This window comes from Enterococcus sp. DIV0806c, from assembly GCF_051710905.1.
Taxonomy (GTDB): Bacteria; Bacillota; Bacilli; order Lactobacillales; family Enterococcaceae; genus Enterococcus_B; species Enterococcus_B mundtii.
The window spans coordinates 257909-282760 of sequence record NZ_JBIOLO010000001.1; the positions used below are offsets into that span (position 1 = coordinate 257909).

22 protein-coding genes and 1 other annotated feature are annotated in these 24852 nt (G+C 39.1%); of the genes, 12 read left to right on the forward strand and 10 right to left on the reverse strand.

What is annotated here, in order from left to right:
- The first annotated feature begins 14 nt into the window (after window positions 1-14).
- Together kduI and IGK77_RS01260 are read left to right on the forward strand one after the other, a co-directional pair.
- Window positions 15-857: a 5-dehydro-4-deoxy-D-glucuronate isomerase gene (kduI, locus tag IGK77_RS01255; RefSeq protein ID WP_074799600.1), complete on the forward strand. Its 843-nt coding sequence runs from the start codon at window positions 15-17 to the stop codon at window positions 855-857.
- Between the two features lie 15 nt (window positions 858-872).
- Window positions 873-1676 carry a gluconate 5-dehydrogenase gene (locus IGK77_RS01260; RefSeq protein WP_074799601.1) on the forward strand — a complete coding sequence of 268 codons (804 nt, stop codon included), beginning with the start codon at window positions 873-875 and terminating at the stop codon, window positions 1674-1676.
- A gap of 41 nt (window positions 1677-1717) precedes the next feature.
- Here IGK77_RS01260 and fni read toward each other — a convergent pair whose 3' ends face one another.
- Genes fni through mvk form a run of 4 tightly spaced genes read right to left on the reverse strand, consistent with a single transcriptional unit; the run spans window position 1718 to window position 5773 of the window.
- Complete coding sequence (gene fni, locus IGK77_RS01265; RefSeq protein WP_074799602.1) at window positions 1718-2761, reverse strand: type 2 isopentenyl-diphosphate Delta-isomerase; 1044 nt, start codon at window positions 2759-2761, stop codon at window positions 1718-1720.
- A complete protein-coding gene (locus tag IGK77_RS01270; RefSeq protein WP_019722409.1) occupies window positions 2758-3843 on the reverse strand; it encodes a phosphomevalonate kinase in 1086 nt (361 codons plus the stop codon). The genes fni and IGK77_RS01270 overlap by 4 nt, the downstream gene beginning before the upstream one ends.
- 12 nt (window positions 3844-3855) lie before the next feature.
- Window positions 3856-4833, reverse strand: coding sequence for a diphosphomevalonate decarboxylase (gene mvaD / locus IGK77_RS01275; RefSeq protein WP_074799603.1), 978 nt, complete (start codon window positions 4831-4833; stop codon window positions 3856-3858).
- A complete protein-coding gene (gene mvk / locus IGK77_RS01280) occupies window positions 4826-5773 on the reverse strand; it encodes a mevalonate kinase (RefSeq protein WP_071866145.1) in 948 nt (315 codons plus the stop codon). Before mvk ends, mvaD begins: the two co-directional genes overlap by 8 nt.
- A 296-nt stretch (window positions 5774-6069) precedes the next feature.
- Between mvk and IGK77_RS01285 the strand changes: the two genes are divergently transcribed.
- Window positions 6070-6726, forward strand: a complete 657-nt coding sequence (locus IGK77_RS01285) for a deoxynucleoside kinase (protein ID WP_074799604.1) — start codon at window positions 6070-6072, stop codon at window positions 6724-6726.
- Window positions 6727-6857: 131 nt separating this feature from the next.
- Here IGK77_RS01285 and IGK77_RS01290 read toward each other — a convergent pair whose 3' ends face one another.
- Window positions 6858-8255: a lytic polysaccharide monooxygenase gene (locus IGK77_RS01290; protein WP_074799605.1), complete on the reverse strand. Its 1398-nt coding sequence runs from the start codon at window positions 8253-8255 to the stop codon at window positions 6858-6860.
- 772 nt (window positions 8256-9027) lie between these two features.
- Complete coding sequence (locus tag IGK77_RS01295; RefSeq protein WP_074799606.1) at window positions 9028-10398, reverse strand: lytic polysaccharide monooxygenase; 1371 nt, start codon at window positions 10396-10398, stop codon at window positions 9028-9030.
- Between the two features lie 499 nt (window positions 10399-10897).
- Window positions 10898-11027, forward strand: a sequence feature (ribosomal protein L20 leader region).
- Between the two features lie 43 nt (window positions 11028-11070).
- Between IGK77_RS01295 and infC the strand changes: the two genes are divergently transcribed.
- The 8 genes from infC (at window position 11071) to IGK77_RS01335 (ending at window position 20634) form a co-directional block, all read left to right on the forward strand.
- Complete coding sequence (gene infC, locus IGK77_RS01300; RefSeq protein WP_010736567.1) at window positions 11071-11595, forward strand: translation initiation factor IF-3; 525 nt, start codon at window positions 11071-11073, stop codon at window positions 11593-11595.
- 71 nt (window positions 11596-11666) lie between these two features.
- A complete protein-coding gene (gene rpmI, locus IGK77_RS01305) occupies window positions 11667-11867 on the forward strand; it encodes a 50S ribosomal protein L35 (RefSeq protein ID WP_010736566.1) in 201 nt (66 codons plus the stop codon).
- A 53-nt stretch (window positions 11868-11920) separates the two neighbouring features.
- Window positions 11921-12280: a 50S ribosomal protein L20 gene (gene rplT / locus IGK77_RS01310; RefSeq protein ID WP_019723984.1), complete on the forward strand. Its 360-nt coding sequence runs from the start codon at window positions 11921-11923 to the stop codon at window positions 12278-12280.
- A gap of 499 nt (window positions 12281-12779) precedes the next feature.
- Window positions 12780-13787, forward strand: a complete 1008-nt coding sequence (locus IGK77_RS01315; RefSeq protein WP_071866149.1) for an Abi family protein — start codon at window positions 12780-12782, stop codon at window positions 13785-13787.
- A 537-nt stretch (window positions 13788-14324) separates the two neighbouring features.
- Window positions 14325-16145 (forward strand): DUF3329 domain-containing protein, encoded by a 1821-nt coding sequence (locus IGK77_RS01320; protein WP_074799607.1) that lies wholly within the window; start codon window positions 14325-14327, stop codon window positions 16143-16145.
- Window positions 16146-16504: 359 nt separating this feature from the next.
- The gene (locus IGK77_RS01325; RefSeq protein WP_074799608.1) at window positions 16505-17842 is read left to right on the forward strand and encodes a citrate transporter; all 1338 of its coding nucleotides are present in this window, start codon (window positions 16505-16507) and stop codon (window positions 17840-17842) included.
- Window positions 17843-17876: 34 nt separating this feature from the next.
- Entirely contained in the window at window positions 17877-20006 is a 2130-nt protein-coding gene (locus IGK77_RS01330) for a hydantoinase/oxoprolinase family protein (RefSeq protein ID WP_074799609.1), read from the forward strand.
- Window positions 19981-20634 carry a hypothetical protein gene (locus IGK77_RS01335; RefSeq protein ID WP_071866153.1) on the forward strand — a complete coding sequence of 218 codons (654 nt, stop codon included), beginning with the start codon at window positions 19981-19983 and terminating at the stop codon, window positions 20632-20634. Before IGK77_RS01330 ends, IGK77_RS01335 begins: the two co-directional genes overlap by 26 nt.
- Before the next feature lie 56 nt (window positions 20635-20690).
- Here IGK77_RS01335 and IGK77_RS01340 read toward each other — a convergent pair whose 3' ends face one another.
- The 4 genes from IGK77_RS01340 to IGK77_RS01355 all read right to left on the reverse strand — a co-directional run bounded on the left by IGK77_RS01340 (window position 20691) and on the right by IGK77_RS01355 (window position 23095).
- Window positions 20691-21368 (reverse strand): GntR family transcriptional regulator, encoded by a 678-nt coding sequence (locus IGK77_RS01340; protein WP_071866154.1) that lies wholly within the window; start codon window positions 21366-21368, stop codon window positions 20691-20693.
- A gap of 182 nt (window positions 21369-21550) precedes the next feature.
- The gene (locus IGK77_RS01345; protein WP_169823213.1) at window positions 21551-21718 is read right to left on the reverse strand and encodes a hypothetical protein; all 168 of its coding nucleotides are present in this window, start codon (window positions 21716-21718) and stop codon (window positions 21551-21553) included.
- A gap of 76 nt (window positions 21719-21794) precedes the next feature.
- Window positions 21795-22253 carry an acyl-CoA thioesterase gene (locus IGK77_RS01350; RefSeq protein WP_071866155.1) on the reverse strand — a complete coding sequence of 153 codons (459 nt, stop codon included), beginning with the start codon at window positions 22251-22253 and terminating at the stop codon, window positions 21795-21797.
- A 14-nt stretch (window positions 22254-22267) separates the two neighbouring features.
- Window positions 22268-23095: an NAD(P)H-hydrate dehydratase gene (locus IGK77_RS01355; RefSeq protein WP_071866156.1), complete on the reverse strand. Its 828-nt coding sequence runs from the start codon at window positions 23093-23095 to the stop codon at window positions 22268-22270.
- A gap of 142 nt (window positions 23096-23237) precedes the next feature.
- On the opposite strand from IGK77_RS01355, the gene pepV reads away from it, so the two are divergent.
- Window positions 23238-24656, forward strand: a complete 1419-nt coding sequence (gene pepV / locus IGK77_RS01360) for a dipeptidase PepV (RefSeq protein ID WP_071866157.1) — start codon at window positions 23238-23240, stop codon at window positions 24654-24656.
- Window positions 24657-24852 lie beyond the last annotated feature (196 nt).

A 24852-nucleotide genomic window follows, 5' to 3' on the forward strand; every position in this document is an offset into this window, starting at 1 on the left:
GAGAGTCTATCAACATGCAAGAAATGGAAACACGTTATACACATAGCCCAGAGGATATCCGTCATTATTCAACAGAACAATTGAGAAATGAATTTTTGGTAGAGAAAGTATTTGTTCCAGGGAAAATCAGTCTTACTTATACGCACAATGATCGTATGATCTTCGGCGGTGTAACACCAACAACTAATCCATTAGAAATCAAACTAGATAAAGAACTAGGTGTTACTTATTTCCTAGAACGTCGCGAGCTTGGTGTGATCAACATCGGCGGACCTGGATTCATTGAAATCGACGGTGGAAAAGAAGAAATGAAGAAACAAGATGGGTATTACATCGGTAAAGAAACGGAGCATGTAGTCTTCTCCTCTGTAGATCCAGCAAACCCTGCAAAATTTTACATCAGTTCTGTGCCAGCACATCACAAATATCCAAATGTAAAAATCAGCATCGATCAAGTGAAACCCATGGAAACAGGCGAAGGCGTCACATTGAATGAGCGTAAAATCTACCAATATATCCATCCAAACGTCTGTGAAAGCTGTCAATTACAGATGGGTTATACCATTTTAGAACCGGGTAGTTCATGGAACACGATGCCTTGCCATACGCATGAACGTCGCATGGAAGCGTATGTTTACTTTGATTATGCAAATGAAGATACACGTGTGTTCCATATGATGGGTAAACCAGATGAAACCAAACATTTAGTCGTAGATAATGAACAAGCCGTGATTTCACCAAGCTGGTCGATCCACTCAGGTGTTGGCACAAGCAATTATTCGTTTATCTGGGCAATGTGTGGGGAAAATATCACCTATACAGATATGGATATGGTATCAATGGATCAATTGAAATAGGAAAGGAAGATAAAAATGTCATTCAATATGGATATGTTTCGTTTAGACAATAAAGTCGCTTTAATCACCGGTGCGGTATACGGAATCGGTTTTGAGATCGCTCGCTCATTAGCAGAAGCTGGAGCGACGATCGTCTTCAATAATTTAACTCAGGAATCAGTAGATGAAGGGATTGCCAACTACAAAGAAATTGGCATTGAAGCAAAAGGCTATGTTTGTGATGTGACGGATGAGTCAGCAGTACAAGCAATGGTCAAACAAATCAAATCAGAAGTTGGTCCAATCGATATCTTGGTCAACAATGCAGGCATCATCAAACGTACACCAATGATCGAAATGGATGCGGCGGATTTCCGTCAAGTCATCGACGTAGACTTGAACGCACCATTTATCATGTCGAAAGCAGTCATCCCAGATATGATTGAAAAAGGTGGCGGGAAAATCATCAATATTTGTTCAATGATGAGTGAACTTGGCCGTGAGACAGTAAGTGCTTATGCTGCTGCTAAAGGCGGATTAAAAATGTTGACGAAAAACATTGCTTCAGAATATGGTCAGTACAACATTCAATGTAATGGGATCGGACCTGGCTATATTGCGACGCCGCAAACAGCGCCATTAAGAGAAACACAAGAAAACGGGGAGCGTCATCCATTTGACCAATTTATCGTTGGGCGTACACCAGCTGCTCGTTGGGGCGACCCGATCGACTTAGCTGGCCCATCTGTCTTCCTAGCATCACGTGCCTCTGATTTTGTTAACGGACATATCTTGTATGTAGATGGCGGTATCTTAGCTTATATCGGAAAACAACCATAACAAACAAAGAATGACGAGTGCATCGTATGCACTCGTCATTTTTATTTGCGTCTACCATATTTTGATAATGGGATGTCTCTGGCTTCACACCATTCTTTGACCGGGCCAGAAAAAATCAAGGATTGTTTGGTTAAATCACTTGTTTTTGTTGCACCGACCATAGCATAGAGCATTCGTAGTTCTTCTTGCCACTGTGCCATATGAGCAATCGTCTCCTCGATCCCGTGTGTCATGTAGTGCGTCAAGATCGTTCCGGAAATCCCTACAGCGTTCGCACCAAGACACAATGCTTTAAAGATATCATAAGCATTTCGTATGCCACCCGAAGCGATGATTTCGACATGTGTATTCGCTTCGTTTGCTTCAAGTAAGGAGGACACAGTAGACTGTCCCCAATCCGTCAAATAAGCCAATTCACGCTTTTTACGTCGAGCATTTTCGATTTGTGTGAAGCTTGTTCCGCTACGTCCACTGACATCAATCGTCTTGATACCTAGTTCAGACAATTCAATGATGGTTTCCCTCGTCATCCCAAAGCCCACTTCTTTTACGATCACTGGCACATCAAGGGTTTGTTGGATTTCTGCAATCAGTTCTTTCCATTGCGAAAAATCGCGATCCCCTTCAGGCATGACTAATTCTTGTGGTGCATTTAAATGGATCTGTAACGCATCCGCTTGGAAAAGCTGTACGGCTTCTTGGGCACGTAAGACCGAGGTGCCAGCACCAACATTCGCTAAAATCTTCCCTTCAGGATAGACATCTCGCATCACCGTATAAGAATCTGCCAAGGAAGGATTTTTCAAGGCGGCGCTGACAGAACCGGTAGCAATCATCAACCCAGCACTTTTAGCAATCTGTGCAAGGTCATGATTGATCTTTTTTGTTTTTTCACTACCGCCAGTCATGGCATTGATATAGAAAGGACTAGAAAGAGTAAAACCTGCAACTTCTGTTTTCAAAGACACGTCATCAACCTTGCTTTGTGGAAGTGGACGATGGACAAGTCGAACGAAGTCAAATTCATTTATCTGTTTGTTGTGAAATGCTTTAGCTAATGATACATGTTCATCTTTTCGATTCATAACTTGTCCTCTTTCTGTTGATGGTAGACATGTAATGGAAGCGGGGTGATCTCAGCTTCTTCCCAAGCACTCATCAATGGAAGGATACCTGATTTTTGGTCCACGATCACGATGCCACAATCCCCACCGCCAGCGCCAGAAGATTTCGCCGCACCTTCAAATTGTTCAGCTAAACAACACAGTTTATTTAATGCTGGTGTTTCGATCAACACACCAGTGATGGCAGACAGATCACGCAATAATTCACGATTTTTACGAATCATTTCTTGGATCAAAGCAACATCGTTTTCTTTAAAACCTTGGATCATCGTGTTGACGCAAAGCGTACTATCTTCAAGGAATTGTTGATACGCCGCCATTTTATCTTCACGAGAGCGATGTACTTGGTCCACTAAGTCGGAAGTAGAGGCAGGACTACCGGTCCAACCAATCAATAAACGGAGATCTTCCGGAGTGTGTAAGGATTCAATAGATAAACCAGGCCAATCAAGCGCTAATAATTCACTGATCGTTTTACTTGATTCTTGTTCTTTGAGCCATTGGTGGTCAAAAGTGGAGAAGGCGATCCAACCACCATAACAGCTAGCCGCAATATCGCCACAAGAACCATTGTCTTGGACAGCTAGATTAGCTAAGGCTGCAATTTTAAAAATCTCAAGCTGAGATAAATTCAGTGCGTAAAATTGGTTCAATGCTCGAACCGTCGCTACCGCTACTGCGCCACTAGAACCTAGTCCATACTTTCTGCCGTTTGAGCTATCTAATTCACTGGTTACCTTCAAATCATAAAATGAAAGAAGAATGTTTTTTTCCTGTGCATATTTCTCAGTTAAACGTATAGCAGCAAGGATATAATGGAACGGGTTTTCACGGATATCTAGAACAAGTTCGCCTTTTCGTCTTGTCCAACGCACAGGCATCTCGCTATATTGTGCAGATTGGATACTTCCTACTTTCCGAGCAGCTTCCACTGTTACTGTGACGAATTGATCGACTGCCACGATGATTGCAGGATGCCCCGTTTCGACAACTGCGTATTCTCCAGCGATATAAAGTTTTCCAGGTGCAGATACTTCAACCATAACAATCTCCCTTTATTCAATAATCGTGATTCCTTGCCCAGCATGAGCAAGAATCACTTGTTGACGGCTAAATAATTCAATGAATTTTGCTTGAACAGCCGTTTGATTTTTCTTTTCAACTAATACTTTGACGTTTGGACCTGCATCCATCGTGAAATAGCAAGGAATGCCTGAAGCACGTAGTTCACGAACTGCTTGCATCGCCTTCAGACTATCTGTAGACCAGTAGGTGAAGGGTGGATTAGCCGCTAACGTGGTGCCGTGCATTTTTAACCCGTTTCGCTCCATGACTTCGCCCACTGTTTGGAACGACTTTTCAGCGATTGCTTGTTTCAGCTCCATTAGATCTGTTTCGACTGAATCAAGCCACCCTTGATAAAAATGCGAAGTTTCCACTGTTCGACGCATCCCATCACGACTAGATACATCTTTTTGTTGATCATTGATCAATACAAATACCATGGCGAGTTCGTCTTCAAATCCATTAGAAGGGATTTGTTGCGCATATGAAGTTTGGTCATCATGCCCTTTTTCCCATTCCACGAAGCCACCAAAAATACTACGACAAGCCGAACCAGAACCCCGACGAGCGAGTCTGGACAGGGCTTGTTTATCCAATTCTAGTCCTAGGGCTTCATTACAGGCGCCAGCTAACGCAGCTAGACCGCTTGCAGAAGAAGCTAAACCTGCGGCTGTTGGAACAAAGTTATGGCTGATCACTTTTGCGCGTTTGTTTGTATTCGCTTGTATGCGTACAAGATCAAGGAAGCGACTGATTTTTTTTGTTGCTGCTTCTGTTTGTAATTCATGATCTAAATAGAACAGATCGTCTGTGAACGAATCTGAAAAAATCACTTCGGTTTCTGTATAAAAGGCATCGAGAGTGAGAGATAAACTGTTGTTCATCGGAAGAATCAATTCTTCGTTTTCCTTGCCCCAATATTTGATCAAGGCGATATTTGTATAAGCACGGGCTTTACCACTAAGCATAGGTATGTACTCCTAATCCTTGAATCCAAGTTTCAGCTGCGCCTGCTTGTATTAGTGCGTGGCTGATTTCTTGAGCTTCTGTTTTTGTTTGTGCTAAAGCAATCATACATCCACCACGTCCGCCACCGGTCAATTTTGCACCTAAAGCGCCAGCAGTACGTGCGGTAGCGATCAGAGTGTCTAAAAAGTCATTACTGATCGTCAAACTTTTTAGAATGCGCTGGGCATCATTCATTGCTTCAGCTAGCTTTTCTGGTGAGTTGTCGATAATTGCTTTTTTAGCTTGTTTCGTCAAGTATCCTAGTTGTTGGATTTTTTGTCCAGTTTTCTGCGCATCTTTTTCAAAAAGGTGAGCCACATCTTTCACCGCTGCACGTGTTTGACCTTTGATTCCCGTATCAGCAACGATCAAAAAAGCATCGATATTCAACGCAAAATAATCAAAAGGATGGCCTTTTGTAAAATAAATCGGTTCGTATCCACTTGTTGCGGCAGCATCGATTCCACTGGGGTTTCCATGTGCGATTTTTTCAGAAACTTGCACATGTGCCAATAATTGTTCTCGTGATAACGGCAACTCATAGGCGGAATAAAAAGCTCGTGTGATCGCAGTGGCTACAGCTGCACTGGAACCCATCCCACGTTCTGCAGGGATGGTGCTTTCAATTGTTAAACGCAATGTGTCTTGCACATGGTAGTGAGTTTTCAGTCCAGCAATCAGCTGTTTGATATTGTTCAACGCATGTGGTGCGTCATTTAAATTTCCTATATAGTAGGAAGAAATAAGTTGATCTTTATTGAATGATGGGAGTGCTTCAAGTGTAGCCGTTACTTTTGTTGCATAAAACGGAAAGGCAATGGCAGGCTCGCCGTAAACGACAGCATGCTCACCCATTAAAATCAGTTTTCCACTCGATTCCCCTTGGCCATGAATTGCCATAGTACAACTCCTTCTTTTCCTCTGAGAGTAGCTTTTAAACAAAAAATAAAGCGCCTATTACTACGTGCGCGATGTTTGTCCAAAAAAACAGTCCTTCTTTATTTTACTAAAACCAGTCAAGAAGTAAAATAAAGAATACGATTTCTCGACAAAAAACGTGATTTTCTTAATAAAATTTTGGTTTTTCATAGGAAAGAAACTTGTCGATTTCGTTTGACACCACAAGATATTGGGGTTATATTTAGAAACATGAGAAAAAAACACTGTATTTAGTGGGAGAAGTGAGTTGGAGGGAAATGAGTGTGATTGTTTTAGCAGGAACGATAGGGGCAGGGAAATCAAGCTTAACAAAAATGATTGCTGACCATTTTAAGAGTCAGGCCTTTTATGAATCAATCGATGACAACGAAGTATTGCCTTTGTTTTATGCAAACCCTGAACAATATGCGTTTTTATTGCAAATTTATTTTTTGAATAAGCGATTTGCAAGTATCAAGCAAGCGATGCAAGAGGATAACAATGTATTAGATCGTTCGATCTATGAGGATTCATTATTATTTCATTTAAATGCAGATCTTGGTCGAGCGACAGCAACAGAAGTCCAAGTCTACGATGAATTATTGGCGAACATGATGGAAGAATTGCCCTATGCGGCATCGAAAAAACATCCCGATCTATTGGTTCATATTCGCGTATCTTTTTCAACCATGTTAGAACGGATCGAAAAAAGAGGGCGGGCATATGAGCAACTTTCTTTTGATCCTAGTCTCTATGAGTACTATCAAGAATTGAATCGCCGTTATGATGAATGGTATGAAGCTTATGATGAAAGTCCTAAGATTCAAATCGACGGTGACTGCTTGAACTTTGTGGAAGATGAAGCAGCGAGAGTGCAAGTGTTACAAATGATCGAAGAAAAACTAACGGAGATCCGTGAAGAAATCAGCGTATAAAAATGTTCTGACTGAAGTGGAACTTTGAATGGTCCAAATAAAAAATCACAAAAAAGAGGCAACCACAAATGAGTGGTTGCCTCTTGCTTATTTCAATCGTTGTTTAGTCGAACAAAGGGTAGTGAGTTGATTTATTTAGGGTAAAATAATGAGTGAGCAATTCCTGGTGCCCAGTTTGTATCACCGTAGTTCAAGTGAGACTGCCAAGTAATATAAGTCACACCATTGTGGACAACTTCTTCACCGGCTGTATAAGAAACAGGTGAGAAGAAGCTTCCTACTGTCCATTGACGTCCAGTAACGACTTCACCGCCGCCGTTTCCGCCATCGCCACCGTTTTCGTCACCGCCGCCATTTTCATCGCGGTCAGTTGTGATTGTTAATGTGTTACTTGCATCTGAAACATCGCCTTCATTGCTGATTGCGTGTACTACAAATGAGTATTGTGTTTCAGCTTTTAAGCCTTCTACTTCAAAAACAGTTTCAGTTGTTGAACCAATTACTTGGCCATCACGCAAGATTTCGTATTCTTTGATTCCTTTTGAGTGAGTAGAAGCTCCCCACATCAATGAAACGCTAGAACTTGTCTGACCCATTGAGTGTAAGTGGCTAGGTGCAGTTGGTTTTTCTTCTGTAGTTTCAGATAAAGTTGTAACAGATAAAGCTGTTCTTTCAGAAACTAGACCTGTTTGTCCAACTGCTTCGATTTCATATTTATATGTAGTTTCTGCAGTTAGGTTTTGATCACTGAAATCTGGTGAAGCTGTGTTTCCTAATAATTGACCATCACGGTAAACGTTGAATGATGAAGCATTTGCTTGTCCGTCCCAAGTCAATTGAGTTGTTGAAGAAGTTACGTTAGTAGTACGAACGTTACGTGGTGCTGTTGGTGCTACTGGAATTGCTGAATCACCTTTCAAGTTCACATCGATTACTTGATAGAATGCCATTCGTGTATCGTCGATATCCCAAACTGCTAGAACAACATGATAACCAAGACGGTCATTAGGGATGTTCACTGAGTGTGATGGATTTGTTGAAGCTTGAGCCCCACCATGGTTGATCGTTGTTAACAATTCAAAATCGCTACGATCTAACTGATCATTTGGATTCCAATCAGCTTTTGTGATGTAGTAATGCCATTTAGTGGTGCTGTGTGATTGTGTATAGCGCCAAGTGAATGTATTAGGACCTGTGTTCAAGTCTTGTTTTGTCCACATAGTCGAAGTTTGACGGTCTAAGTTGAAGTTGTTTCCAACTGCACCGCTTGCAGAAGCAATCTGTCCGTCAGCAGGACCAGCTGCTGGGTAGCCTTTCAATGCTTCTAATGATTGTGGTTCATAGATTACTGGACCGTATTTTGCTAATGCAGAATCGTGATTAATTAGACGGTCGCGGTGTCCTTGATAAGAACGACTGATCGGTGACTGCACATAACCGTGAGCTGAAGCGTCTTGTCCTCCGATAGATAAACCTACTCCTAATAAAACGCTAGAGCATAGAACTGTTGCTAAAATTTGCTTTTTCATGTTTCCCTCCATAGATAAAATGATATTTTTAGATAACTAATAAGGTCGATGAGTATGACTCGTTCGATGTGTCTCGTTGTTATCTGTATTTAATATTATCAGAGAATTGCACTATTGAATAATCTGTTTATACCGAACATTAGGTAAATTTGGGTCTTGACGTCAAATGAGGGTGTTTTTATCCAAAACATGAATAAATATTGATTTAAAGGCATTTTTATTGTCTTTTTTATTTCTTATTAGTTATTTATTTTGTATAATAAATAACAATAAAAAAATAAAAAGATAAAATTTTATTCTAATTGAGAAAGCTTGGAATGGCGCTTATAGTTATTTTTTGACGTTTGATTATTTTTAAAATATATCTTTTTATTGACTGTTTTAGTCCTTTTTTGTAGATTTGATCATCAATTTTTTGGTTTGAGATTGTGATAGGAGTGTTCGGTCTTATTATCGAAAAAAGTCAATTTAGAATATCGTTTATTTGGATTCAAGAGTTTCGAGATGACTAAATACTACATCTCAAGCAATTCTATATATTTTATCTATTTATAGAAGGAACTGGATACGAAGAGGGAGAGAATGTGTTTTACAATCTGTGATAATGGATGAGCACTTTGAAAAACTAGCACCTGTATAATTCGTCTCGAATGTTACAGGTGCTAGCTTATTTTTGAGGAAAAGAAAGTTGTTCTAGCCTCAGTTTTATAGGGTTTTGTTTACGTGGAATGTTTTCTATATTATCGTTTTAATTATGTTTATAAGGTTTATTTTATTTAGGATAGAATAAGGCATGAGCAATTCCGGGTGCCCAGTTTGTATCTCCGTAGTTCAAGTGAGATTGCCAAGTGATGTATGTTACACCGTTGTGAACAACTTCTTCGCCTGCTGTATAAGAAACCGGTGCGAATAAGCTTCCTACTGTCCATTGACGTCCTGGAGTGACTTCGCCACCACCGTCGCCGCCATTGTCATCGTGATCTGTCGTAATAGATAACGCATTGCTTGCATCAGATAGTTCATCCGTATTGCTGACTGCGCGAACCACGAATGAGTAGGCAGTGTTTGCAGCTAATCCAGACACTTCGTATGCTGTTTCTTTTGTTGAACCAATCAATTGATTGTTACGGTAGATGTTGTATTGTTTGATTCCTTTTGAATGAGTAGAAGCGCCCCACATCAATGAAACACTTGAACTTGTTTGACCCATTGAGTGTAAGTGAGTCGGTGTAGTTGGTTTTTCTTGTGCATTTTCTGTTGCAGTTTTTACTGTCAAAGCTGTCTTAGCAGAGACTAAGCCAGTTTGTCCAACTGCTTCGATTTCATAGTTATAAGAAGTATCCGCAGTTAAGTTTGTATCATTGAAATCTGGCGATGATGTATTTCCGATCAATGCGCCATCACGATAAACATTATAAGATGCAGTATTCGCTTGACTATTCCAAGCTAATTGGACAGTTGAAGAAGTTACATTCGTCGCACGCACGCTTTGTGGTGCTGTTGGTGCTACTGGAATCGCAGAATCACCTTTCAAGTTGACATCGACTACTTGATAGAAGGCACCGCCTGTATCATGAATGTCCCATACAGCTAAAACAACATGATAACCGATACGGTCGTTTGGAATGTTGACTGTGTGGTTACGATTATTTGCAGAAGCAGTTCCATCATGTTGGATTTCTGTAATCAATTCTAAATCGCTACGTTTCAGTGGTGCATTCGGGTTCCAACCTACTTTAGTAATATAATAATGCCATTTAGTTGTACGGTGAGATTGTGTATAGCGCCATCTGAATGTGTTCGCTCCTGTTTCTAAGTTTTGTCTTGTCCACATTGTTTCTGTTTGGTTGTCTAATACAAAGCTTCGTTGAACAGCTCCGTTGGCAGAAGCGATGCGACCGTCGATAGGACCTCTTTCCGGGAATCCTTTACCGGCTTCTAATGATTGCGGTTCGTAAACCACAGGACCATACTTAGCTATTGCAGCAGCTAAGTTGACGTTACGGTCTAAGTGCCCTTGATACGCGCGACTGATCGGTGATTCAACATAACCGTGAGCAGAAGCGTCTTGTTCCCCGATCGCTAAGCTTGCTCCAAATAAAATCCCCGAGCATAAAACGGTACCCAAAATTTGTTTTTTCATTTTTCCCTCCATATGTAAATAAGATTTAGATAACGCATAATAAAAGACGAGTTTCGTAATTATCTCTTTATCGTGTTATCTGGAATTAAGATTATCAAAAAAAACGAATAGTTACGAATCAGTTTATACCGATGTGTAGGTAAAAAAAATAATAGAAACATAAATAATATGATTTGTTATAATGTTGATTTTTTAGGGTTTTTGGTACCGTGTTTGGAAAATAAGAACATTTTTTTATAAAAAAATATTTCTTTGTATTAAGAATCAAATGATTTCCCCCAGATTATATTTTAGTTATCTTAAAATAAAAGAAGTGGAATTATATAAAACGTAAATGAGGTAGTAGCAGTAGGGGGACAGATTCGATTGGTGATAAGCGAAGCAACAAAAATGTCTAATTACTGAGCTGTATGTGAAGAAGAATTGCTACGATTAAATAGAAAAAAGTGAAGAAACGATTGACAAAAAGAAATAGATTTGGTATGATAATTAAGTTGAGAAATAAAAGCAGAAGCACCCGCTTCTCGCCTTAGTTGATACAGTCACTGGGCTAGATAGTTTTCATCTATATGTAGTATAGGTGGAGTACGTGCGGGTTCTATCAAGAGAACTCGTTTTTTTATTGCCGTTCATTCGGTAAGCTTTTCTTTCTCTCATAATATTTGGAGGTGAATGACCATAGCAAAGGATATGATGGTTAACGACGGCATTCGTGCACGTGAATTACGATTGATCGGTTCAGATGGTGAGCAATTAGGAGTTAAGTCAAAAGCAGAAGCATTGCAAATTGCAGAACAATCAAACTTGGATCTTGTGTTAGTTGCTCCAGGTGCGAAACCACCAGTAGCGCGAATCATGGACTACGGAAAATACCGTTTCGAGCAACAAAAGAAAGACCGCGAAGCGCGTAAAAAACAAAAAGTGATCAATGTAAAAGAAGTTCGTTTAAGTCCAACGATTGATTTGAATGACTTCAATACAAAACTTCGTAATGCACGTAAGTTCTTAGAGAAAGGCGATAAAGTGAAAGCTTCTATCCGTTTCAAAGGCCGTGCCATTACCCACAAAGAAATTGGTCAAAAAGTCTTGGATCGCTTAGCTGAAGAAACTGCTGATATTGCAACAGTGGAACAAAAAGCGAAAATGGACGGACGCAGCATGTTCTTGACGCTGGCACCGAAAAACGACAGTAAGTAATTTGAATGACTAACTGATTGTTGGACAGTCAATAGTCGGATAACGAAAGATTTTGAGGAGGAAATATAGTCATGCCAAAACAAAAAACACACCGCGGATCAGCAAAACGTTTCAAACGTACTGGTAAAGGCGGATTGAAACGCTTCCGTGCGTTTACAAGTCACCGTTTCCACGGTAAAACTAAAAAACAACGCCGTCAATTACGTAAAGCGCGCATGGTTTCTAGTGGCGATTTCAAACGTATTCGTCAACAACTAGCAAAAATGAAATAAGAACGTAAAATAACTGAAATTTAAAGATTTATTTTTATTAGGAGGAATTATACATGGCACGTGTAAAAGGTGGAACAGTAACTCGTAAACGTCGCAAAAAAATGCTGAAATTAGCAAAAGGTTACTACGGTTCAAAACACACTTTATTTAAAACAGCAAAAGAACAAGTAATGAATTCATACAACTACGCATATCGCGATCGTCGTCAAAAGAAACGCGACTTCCGTAAATTGTGGATCGCTCGTATCAACGCAGCGGCTCGTATGAATGGCTTAAGCTACTCAAAATTGATGCACGGTTTGAAATTAGCTGAAATCGACATCAACCGCAAAATGTTAGCTGACTTGGCTGTCCATGATGCAGCAGCATTTACTGCATTAGCTGACCAAGCAAAAGATGCTTTAGCTAAATAATTTAACAGCGTAAACCGACTTTCTATCAAATGAAGTTGGTAAATAGAAATGTTAGAATGTTTGGAATAGACAGAAGATGATTATTTTCTGTCTGTTCTTTTTTTTATAGCGAAAAATATTTTTCCGTGTTGAGCCATATAGGATAAAGCTTAGTAAGTTTGAATTGTAGAAACAAATGCGGTTTCATGATAAAATAGATAAGAACATTCGTTCTTTTTTTTGGAGCTTTTGAAGTGGAATGGAATTATTAATTGATAAAAGTAAACATAATTTGCTGATATTTAATGATCTTATGAAGTTTACAGAATTAGCTTTATATAAATCTTTTAGAAAATAACAAAATTGACACATATAATACTGGGAAATTAGTCAAAAAAGAAATAAAATCTTCTAGCATGATTAAACTTTTCCAGTGAAGACAGCATTTTCAATAAGATTAATCCTCTACTTACAACTGATGAGTCTGTTTTTAGATAATAATATTGAATGGGTGGGAATTATGAAACTAAATTTATCTGACCAACTCGCATATTTAACAAAGGATAAAAATATTAGCTGTGATATTTTAACAGTTACTGAAGCACAGAATATACTTGAAAACACCAATTTTTATTATAAAATTACTTGTTACAAGAGAAATTTTAGAAAAGATAGCAACAATAAATATATTGATTTAGACTTTTTTCATTTATATGATTTATCAATAATAGATATGAGAATGAGACATTTATTTAATAAATTATGTTTAGACATAGAACACAGTTTAAAAAAGAACTTAATTAAGGACATAACGAATAGTACTGAGGATGGGTATGCTATCGTCAATGAATTTGATTCCTTTGAGAGAGTAAAGTTTAATTTAAAACAACAAGTACTAAGACAACGTTATGGACAAAATTACATAAATGTTAATTATAAGCCGATTTTAAAAAGAACAATTTATAATGTATCTGACCCTAATGATTATGATTATCAAATATCACGGAAATATTTTAATAGCAAGATTGTTCCAGTTTGGGTATTAATAGAAAAATTGAATTTTGGGCAATTGATAGACTTTATAAAGTTTTATGTTGATAAACAGAAAAATAATTATGCGTATTATAAAACCGCTGAGGAATTACTGATAATGATCAAACGTATTCGAAATGCTTCTTCTCATAATCGTCCTATATTGATGAATATTGCAAATAAAAATCACTCAGGTAGTCTTGTTGTTTCTTCCAACGTAAAAAGTTTTCTTACAAAATATCAAATTAATAAGAATGTTAGTAGGAAAGAAATTTCACTATACAATAATTTACTTGAACATACAAAGATTCATGATATCTTTTGTCTGATGATTTTATATAAAGAATATATTGAAAGCGAAAAAATGATTTTTGCTAGAAGAAAAGAAATTAGAAGCTTTATTTATCGTGCAAAATTAAATAAAAAGCATTACTCAAAGCATAATAAAATGAAAAATATTTTTTTGTTTTTATCTAAATCATTGAATAGCATTTAAAATTCTTCCCAAAGTCATTTCATTATGCTATGATTAATACACAAAGGAAAGGTGTCGGTCATAGCCCATAGACACTGCGTACTAAGGAGCAAAAGAAATTTTGTGAATTAGGCGTTATGGCATTATCATAATATAAAAAAGCTTACTAGAAATTTGTTCCTGTTAATTCCTAGTAAGCTTTTTTGTTTTGCCTCAGATGATTTTTGCTAGTCAACTACTCAACTCATAAAATCTCCTAGAAATTTCTTCTTTTCTGTCTTTCGAGACTATATTCCCCACGAATGAATAACCGCTCAGGCTTTGTGGATTTGTTGAGATCTTGAATGAGAAGACTTCGACAAACATTTATTCTTATTGTTTTCTATTAAGATCTTTTATGAAATGTTCATTTTGTAGTGAACCTATCTGAAGCCAAAGAAACTATGAGACAAAAAATGATAAAAAGCGTTGTTTCATTTAAGAGCACCCAATGATTTAAAATGTTATAATAATATTCATAAGTATTCACTTAAATAATTGTTGGAAGGGAAGAACAAAATGAATCGAATAATCGATAGTATCTGCAAGCATAAAAAGATGATTGTGATAGTTTCCGTTTACGTAGTCATGGTCATCCTGAATTTTTTAACGCCATTGATTGCAGATGATATTGAATACATGTACAAAACAACAAGTTTTTCAACTATTCTCCATGACGAATATATGCAATACATGAATTGGACAGGTCGGTCAGTGGTCCATATCATTGCGCGTTTATTTTTATTGATGCCAAAAATCGTATTCAATTTTATGAATCCATTGATTTATGTTTTACTAACCATTTTGATCTATAAAATATCAACTAAAGATAATAAGAATTTTTATGTGTTTAAATATTTAATGATCAATTTGTTGATTTGGTTATTTGTCCCAACTTTCGGACAAACGATCTTATGGGAGACTGGAGCGGCGAATTATCTATGGGGTGGCATCCTCATTATTAGTTTCCTTTCTATGTATCACCGCTATTATACAAAAGGTCGAGAATTACCATTTAATCAACCGTTACAGATTATTTTTATGACAGTTTTAGGGATACTTGCCGGATGGTGTAATGAAAATACATCTGGTGGAGCAATTCTTGTTGTTTTAGGGTATATCTATTTTATCTATAAAGAGAAAAGACCGTTTAAGGTATGGTTGTTTTCAGGCTTAGGTGGAGCAATCTTTGGATTATTGATGATGGTTGCGGCTCCAGGGAATGAGATACGAGCAACGTATTTTGACCGTAGTACATGGTCATTTGCTCGTAAGTTATATACTGGTGTTTTTGGGATTACACGAACTCTTTACGAAAACAGTTTGCAATTATTTGTTTTAGCGGCTATTTTAATTGCATTAGGTATTATTTTTAGCCAACATAAAAACTGGTTCCGACTTTCGTATGTATATGTACTTGCCGGACTAGCAACTATCTATGTGTTATCTCTTTCGCCAACTGGACTTAACTGGGGGCGGTCATTCTTTGGTGGCGCATTGTATATTATTATTGCGATGTTAATCGAATGGCCAGATAAATTAACAAAGACAACAGCTGGAAGTTTTTATAGTGTGATCAGCTCAATTCTCATTGTTCAATTTTTATTTTCCTTTGTCTTAGGTGTGCAAGGTATCGTTCAGTCTTATCGTGATATCAACGAACAATATAGGTATGTAGAGAACCAGAAAAAGCAAGGGAATCTAAATCCTTTGATCGCTGATTTCAATGCAAATGAAGGGATGCCCTATCCAGCATATTCTAGCGCACTGTCACACGTTGGAGCGAACATAGACTCTCAGATCAACCGTTCAAATGCTAAATATTTTGGCTTGGAGACGATTCGATCGGTTTCTAAAAATGCTTGGAATACGATTTATAAAAATGGAGACCCAACGTTGATGAATATTTGGGATTATCAGGAATATCTAAAAGAATTAGAAGACTCAGATTATACAGTTCTGATTGCTGGTGCAGGCAAGTCCCAACAAATGAGTGAAGCTTTAGCAGTAGAAATAGCAAAACTTTTACCGGATCTTGATTTACAGAAGTTTACTCATGATTGGAATTTTACTGGTATTCGTCAAGAGAATCAGACTCCTATTCTTTCGCAAAATGGAAATTATAATGAAGTTAACCAAAAACTCACTGATAAGAACATCTCCATGGTTTCTAGTTTTACGTCTTATGAGGAGCAACAATTTTCTAGAATTAAAATTGACGGCGTCGATGTATCAAGAAATAAAACAGGTGTCAACATTATTGTGCTATCCAAAGACGGTCAGATCATGGATGCGGTAAACATCGCTTCAAATGAACAGGGAGTGACCGTTTCAAGATAAATATAGGATTTAAAGTAAAACACGTCTAAGCTTGCTTAGGTGTGTTTTTTTATAGCTATCATTCTTCAATAAAATTTCTGTTATCTACAAATAGATTGAAATAACCCAATAAATAAAGTACATGATATTTTTTTGAAAAGAGAGGTGATCATTGCTTATTTTTTATCTTAGATAGTAAATCTATTTATACAGTTAGCTAAATGAAATGTTTTTTGAAAAAACATTTTAATAGTCCATAATGAATCTTCTTTAATCATATGTCCTTGTTCTGTCGTCAATATTTAATGAAAGCGATTTCTCTGTAGGGTAGAATAAGTCAACTGATATATCAGTGAGATGAAATAGAATGGAGTGAGTCTATGAGCGAAATGATTATTGGCATGTTGTTGATTTTGTCGTTCTTTTTTATGGTTTGGTATTGTGTCAAAGGACTTAATTTGATGGTTGGTTTAGCGATCATGGCGACGATTTGGATGGGATTGGCGCTGATTGGTAATTTTTTCTCACCGAATGCTGCAATGGAAGGACAGTCAGTCATTGATGTGTTGACCCATGTATATGCTACTGGTCCAGCGGAATATGCGAAATCGATTTTAGTGAATGTATTCTTTGGTGCGTTTTTTGGTCGAGTGTTGGTAGATAGTGGGATAGCGGCTACATTGATTCGAAAAGTCGTAGAGCTTGGCGGTGATAAACCGCGGATCACGATGAGCCTTTTGTGTCTTGTAACGTCAATTATTTTTATGTCGATGACCGGGATTGGTCCAGTGATTTCAATTGCCGTGATCGTTTTACCGATTTTGATGTCGTTAGGAATTACTGCACCTGTTGCTCTATTTGCATTCATGGGTTCGATCATGGCAGGGATCTTTGCAAATATTGTCAATTTCAAGCAATATCAAACAATCTATGCAGGTTTTAATTCTGCGGCTGAAAATTATACATACAATGATTACTTTCAAATCGGAATGATTGGCATGATCGTAAGTTTAGTAATCGTTCTACTTGTAGCTAATATATCAATGAACCCGAAGAAACGCTATGCAATGGCAGCTGAACTTCCACGAGAAGGTGGGGAAGCGCCAATGATTTCTTGGTTGGCAGTCGTTATACCTGTATTAGGAGTAGTGGTGTTAGAAATCCCGATCATTCTTGGTTTTATGTTGGCAGGGATCTGGGCGTTGCTATTTACAGGGAAATTACGTGGGGGATACAAGGAGATTTGTCGGCAATTCGCTAAATTATTTACAGATGGAGCAACAGATGTAGCACCGATGGTTGGCTTTTTGATGACTTTAGCGATGTTCAATAATTCGGCGGTATATGCTTCTTCTTATTTCTCTGCAATTTTGGGAGACTTTATTCCTCAGACACCTTTTGTGTTAGCACTTGCCTTTGCATTGTTGACGCCTCTGGGTTTTTTCCGTGGTCCGTTGAGTCTAGTCGGTTCGGGATCAGCAATTTTAGCAGTAGTTTTAGCCGTCAATCCGACGATGCCCGTGGCCTTCTTATTTCCACTATTTGCGACGACGACCATTGCGCCACAGCATTTAGATATCACTCAATCCTGGATCGCATGGGGATTAGGGTATACAAAAGTTTCCTCTCGTGAATTCATGAAAAAATCGATTCCGACAGGGTGGGCGATCGGTGTGATCGTCTGTATCTTGACGTTGATCCTTTATGGTAATTTTTGATAGGTATAGAAAGTAAAAATTTGGAGGATGCAAAATGAAGCGTGCAGTAAGAATGGGCATCGATGTAGGCGGTACCCATACAAAAGCAGTCGCAATCGACAATGCGACACATGAAATCATCGGTAAATCATCTGTTAAAACAACGCATCACCATCCAGAGGGTGTAGCTGCCGGGGTCGTACAATCGTTCCAAAATTGTTTGCAAGAAAATCAAATCAGCCCCGAGGATGTTGTTTTTGTCGCTCATTCCACAACTCAAGCAACGAATGCCTTGATTGAAGGAGATGTGGCAAAAGTAGGAGTGATCGGAATGGCAAAGGGCGGTTTCGAAGGGTTTCTGGCGAAAAGACAAACTCGGTTAGCCCCAATCGATTTAGGGAATAATCGAAAAATAGACATTGCAAATGTGTTCTTGCCAATCAAACAATTGACAAATGAACGAGTGTTAGAGACGATTGCTACACTGAAAAAAGAACAGGCGGAAGTTTTAGTTTCTTCCATGGCTTTTGGCGTAGATAATAGTGAACCAGAACAAGTCATCTATTCACTTGCTTCGGAACAAGGGATACCAACAACGATGGCTTCTGAAATCACAAAGCTTTATGGTTTGACGAGACGCACACGAACGGCAGCGATCAATGCCTCGATTTTGCCTAAAATGTTAGAAACAGCGACATCAACTGAACGTTCCGTTCGAACTGCCGGTGTCAATGTTTCTTTGATGATCATGCGTGGTGATGGTGGGGTAATGGAAATCGCTGAAATGAAGAAGCGACCAGTATTAACGATGCTTTCAGGTCCAGCTGCCTCTGTCATGGGTTCTTTGATGTATTTACGTGCCTCGAATGGTGTGTATTTTGAAGTCGGAGGGACAACGACCAATATTGGTGTTATCAGGAATGGGCGTCCAGCCATCGATTACTCAGTGGTCGGCGGTCATGCGACCTATATTTCATCGTTAGATGTTCGTGTCTTAGGTGTGGCCGGTGGTTCAATGGTTCGGGCAGATCGCACAGGGATCCTTGACGTGGGACCACGTTCTGCCCATATCGCTGGATTGGATTATGCTGTATTCACACCGATTGAAAAAATCGATCAACCGAAAATCGTTTTTTTCTCACCCATTGAGGGAGATCCGGCTGATTATGTCAAAGTGATTTTGGCAGACGGAAAAGAGGTCACTATTACCAACACATGTGCAGCGAATGTTCTTGGGCTTGTCCAAGAAGAACACTTTTCCTATGGTGATCCACAAGCCGCAAGAAAAGCCATGGAAGCTTTAGCAGCTTATTGTCAGACTTCTGTGGAAGATATCGCTGAGCAGATCATGGCAAAAGCTTATGCAAAAATCGAACCAGTGATTTTGGAACTGGCAGAAAAATATCAATTGGAAAAAGAGCAAATCTCCTTGGTTGGGGTAGGCGGTGGAGCAGCGTCCTTAATTACTTATTTTAGTCAGAAAATGGGTGTTAAGTATTCAATACCAGAAAATGCGGAAGTGATCTCATCTATCGGTGTGGCATTAGCGATGGTGAGAGATGTAGTGGAACGGATCATTCCTTCACCAAGCAAAGAAGATATTCGAGGATTGAAAAATGAAGCGATGAATAAAGCAATCGAATCTGGCGCTACACCAGAATCGATTGAAGTCCATGTTGAAATTGATCCACAGACGTCGAAAGTTACGGCAATTGCCACAGGTTCAACGGAAGTCAAAGCGACTGACTTAACAAAGCAGATCAGTGAAACAGAGGCGTTGACATTAGCTGCAGAAGATTTACGGATGTCCCTCAAAGATGTTCGTTTATTAGCGAATACTGACTACTTCTATGTGATTGGAGAAAATAACCCAGAGCATGTGATCGGTGCGTTACGGATCATCGATCAAAAAGGATTCATCAAAGTTCAAAGAGGGTATGCGAAATGTCTGAAAACCACAGCTGAACAGTATCTCGCCGCTGTCCAACAGTTATGGGAAGAACTTGCAGTCTATCAGACTGAACTGATTGCTCGACCAGAATTTTATCTATGTATCGGCGCGCGTGTCGCAGATTTTTCGGCGACAGAATTTGAACAATTACAACTCTTGATGGAGTTAGAAATCTCGATGTTAGATCCAGAGGAAGAAGTGATTGTGATTGCGGGGAATATCAAGCAAAAATAAACTAGATGAGTTGATTTTAAAATTGCTGACGATTTCTGATGAACAGTGGTGTGATTATCAATTTCAACGAGATCTTTTAGTAGGGAAATTCTCACTTTCTGAGCAACGAGCGTGGGGAGAACTGGCGAGACAATGTGGAGAAAGGTTAGCAGAAGTGATTTATCGAAAGTACCGTACAAGGAATATTCATGCGCTTTGTCGTACATTCGATGTCGCTATCTCCTATGGAGAAACAGCATGGCGGAATGATCGTTTGACACTCGCGACTTACGATGAAACAACGGGGATCTGTTTAATGACAGAACCAATTCAGAAATTTGAACAGGAAAAGATCACTGAGCTCCCACTGGAACAAGTTACTTCTTTGATTTTAGCGCATGAATTATATCATCATCTTGAAACACGCGATCCTACATTGTATACCCAACAGAAAACCCTAGAACTATGGCGATTTTTTGGGTATCGTCATCAGTCTAAGATCCGAGCATTGAGTGAGATTGCAGCGATGAGCTTTTCGAAGAAGTTGAATAACGTGGGCTTCTCACCATATGTGTTAGAAGTCGCTATGACTTGGCCATATGACTCCCGATTATGTGAGTATCTCGTCCAGTCATTTAAGTCGTTTTGAATAAGAAAAAAAGGCATAGCCCTTCCTGAAAGTTCGGGAGGCTACGCCTTTTTTCATTATACTTCAGAAGAGATTATTTCAAAATAACTCGGATAATGAAGGATCACTTGTTCTTGTTCCTCAATGATCATATGGAGGTGGAGGTTACAAAGAAAGCCCACTTCATCAAGTGCGTGTTCTTTCATGGCTCTCAATAAGATTTGATGTTCATCTAATACACGGCCCCAATCTAATTCAGAAATCGTCAAACGCAACCAACGGAAACGATCTAAGTGAGTGCTATAGCTTTCAAGCCAAGTCCATATTTCTTCTTTCCCCGCGACTTTGTAACACATTTGGTGAAAGGCTTTATCCAAAAGAAAGAAGGTTTTTTTGTCTTGTGCCAAGATGGCTTGATCCGTCTGTTCTAAAATCATCTCCAAGCGCTGATGCGCTTTATCGTTCATTTTAGCACTGCACTCTTGTAAAATCGGTTGCTCTAATTTTTCTCGCATGTAACGTGCCAAGTCTGCGGAACGTATGTCGATTTTTGAGATATATGTACCGGATTGAGGAATTGTTTTGATCAATTCCTGATTTCTAAGTTGGATCAATGCTTCTCGAATCGGCGTGCGTCCAATCGTTAGTTGTTCTTCTAAGATTCTGTCGGAAATCTTACTCCCGGGAGCTAATTCAGAATAGATGATTTGTTGTCTGATGGCTTCGTATGCTTGTTGTTGCAAATTGTTCCCCATAGAACACCCCTTTCAAAAAGTTATATCCAGTATAGCATATCCTTTACTGAGAACAGAATAAGGGGGAGGTAAGCAGATCAGCGAACAGAAACACAAAAATAGAGCCGCAAACGATTGGTTTGTCGACTCTTTTCAATACATATCCATAGTGCGAACATCTCATCCTTTCACGAAAGCAACAGTCAATCTGGGCGAACTTCCTGCAGTTGTTTGACACGACCACCGATTTGATTGGCAAAGGTTTCTGATTCTTTTTTGTCTTTGAAGACAAGCAAGGTTTCCGGGTTTTTTTCACGTGTGCGACAGCCAGTTTTATCAATATAACCGTGTAAGACTTTCACGACATACATTATAATCACCTGCTTTTTTTCTTTCCATTATACAAATCAGGGGTTAAAAGGCAAGAATAAACACTTATTTTTTCTTTTATTTCATTTCTGTTGCAGAATCAGGGTCTGTGTCGATGTTTGCATAAGTTTTAAACAGACTATCCAAGCTAGGATTTACACGGCCTAGTTTGACTAAACGTTGATTTTCTGCAAGCAAGAAACAGTGTTGGCTTGTACCGGTCGTCCGTAAACGCTGATCTTCTGTGTCGTAGATCTCATAACGGAAATTCAAGCGTGTACCTGTATAGCTTTCGATAATTGGTTGGATCAAGATTTTGTCCCCATAACGGATCATCTCTTTGTATTCGCAACTTACGCCTAGTACAGGGATGATGATGCCTTGTTCCTCGATTTTCTTGTAACTAAAATCTAAATGTTCTAACAACGCAACACGTGCTTCTTCGAACCAGCGGATATAGTTGCTGTGGTGAATGATACCCATTTGATCGGTTTCGTAATAAAAAGGCTCTCTAAGGTAGCCGGTATATTTTTCCATTGTGACGCTCCTTCTTATCTTTGACTAAAATAATGCATCCATTTTGGGATGTACTGACTGATTTGAGTCGGTAAAACGACATACTGCTCTTTTGCTAATTGGTCGCCGATAATGCTATGCAAATAGACAGCGGCACTGATCGTTTGGTCATTTTTTGGAAACTGAGCTAAAAAACCAGCAATCATGCCAGCTAACGTATCCCCCATACCACCTGTTGCCATAGCTGGTGAACCTGCTGTATTGTAATAGATGCCATTTTGCCCATAGATCGTTGTTTGATGACTTTTTAAAACCAGGGATGCCCCTAATTCTTGTTGTTTCTGCTGATTGTTCTCTTCAGATTGCTCATCTAAACGCAATCCACTGACGCGTTGCCATTCCATTTGATGGGGTGTGAGAACGGTATGCTCTGGATAAGGAAGCTCCAGCGAATGCCTAGCCAACAATGTCAGGGCAGAACCATCAATGACTAACCATTGTTTTTCTGTTTGTTTTGTTAGGACAAATTGCAGAAGTTCAAGGCTTTGTTGGTCGGTTCCTAATCCCGGACCAATCAGTAAGACATCGGCATCTTCAAAAGCCGAATGCCATGTTTCTTTATTTGTCCAATCCCCTACCATTGCCTCTGGTAAATGACTATGGACGGCCACGTGATTATTAGGATCTGTTACAACAGTTGTCAAGCCAGCGCCACTATGGACAGCTGCTAAAGCGCTCATGATGATCGCACCACCGAATTGCTCGTTTCCGCCAATCAACAGGACTTTACCAAATGTACCTTTATGAGATTCGATGGGGCGAGGAGTAATCACTTGTTGGAGTAATCGTTCATTTAATTCCATGGGAAAGCCTCCTTTTTTTCATTATAGCTTATAATATTTATGGAAAAAACTGTTTCGTTTATTCGTTGTCTGATTTTTTAAACAATTTGTCTGATTTATGTTATGATGAACTCGTAGACTGAATGAGTGGAGGAGTAACTTTATGACAATCAATTGGCAAAAAGAAGTCGAAGCACGTAAAGAAGACTTGCTTGAAGACTTAAAAAATCTTTTACGCGTAAGCAGTGAACGTGATGATTCAAAAGCAACTGCAGATGCACCATTTGGACCTGGGCCTCGTGACGCATTGAAACACATGCTTGCTTATGGTGAACGTGATGGCTTCGTTGTAAAAAACGTGGACAATTACGCAGGACACATCGATTTAGGTGAAGGAGACGAAACCTTAGGGATTTTTGGGCATATGGATGTTGTGCCTGCTGGCGATGGTTGGGATACTGATCCTTACGAACCAGTGATCAAAGACGGAAAAATCTTTGCTCGTGGGTCAAGTGATGACAAAGGTCCAAGTATGGCTGCCTATTATGCGATGAAAATCATCAAAGACCTAGATTTAGAATTATCGAAAAAAGTTCGCTTTGTCGTAGGTAGTGATGAAGAAAGTGGTTGGGCAGATATGGCTTACTACTTTGAACATGAAGAAGAACCTGATTTCGGTTTCTCACCAGATGCGGAATTCCCGATCATCAACGGAGAAAAAGGCAATGTTTCTTTCGCATTCCGTTTTAAAGGCGATAATGCCGGCGACTATGTATTGAAATCATTTACGTCAGGTTTACGTGAAAACATGGTGCCAGGAACAGCGACTGCAAAAATTGAAGTACCAAGCGCAGATGCAGCAGTTGCATTAGAAAAGGCATTTTATGAATTTATTGAAGCAAACCCAATCAATGGTTCGATTGAAGCAGAACATACATTTGTTACGATCAACGTAGTCGGAAAAGGGGCACATGGCGCAAGCCCACAATCTGGGATCAATGCCGGCTCTTTCTTAGCGAGCTTCCTTGATAATTATGAATTTATTGGTGCAGCTAAACAATTCATCCATGTGGCAGCTACTTACGTCCATGAAGACTTTTATGGTGAGAAATTAGGCGTTGCCCACGAAGACGAAAAAATGGGTAAACTAACAATGAACGCTGGGTTGTTTGCGTTTAAAGAAAATGGTTCAGAAGACGATAACTATATCAACATGAACTTCCGTTTTCCTAAAGGCACAACCACAGATGAATTAGAAAGCAAACTGAACAAAACAGTAGCAGACGAAGGTGCCTCAGTTACTCGTGGTGCCCGTGTAATGGAACCACATTATGTACCAATGGATGATCCGTTGGTTGAAACATTATTACAAGTCTACGAAGATCATACCGGCGAAAAAGGCTATGAGCAAATCATCGGTGGTGGCACATATGGACGCTTATTAAAACGCGGTGTGGCGTATGGCGCAATGTTCCCAGGCTACACAGATACGATGCACCAAGCAAATGAATTTATGAGTCTAGATGACTTGTTCCGTGCGACAGCGATTTATGCGGATGCTATCTATCGTTTGGCGAAGTAAATCATCTTTATTCGTACTTCAACATTCATTGCAAAAGTCAGAAATAGTTGTATGCCTAGCTTAGATATAACATGATAAAATCAATAGGTAACAAATGACAAAGACTTGAGTGACACCTGGCCTTCAGAGAATTGGGCTTCTCTGAAGGCTTTTTTTGGATTCCGAAAAGCGGATATGTTAGTAAATGAATAAACAT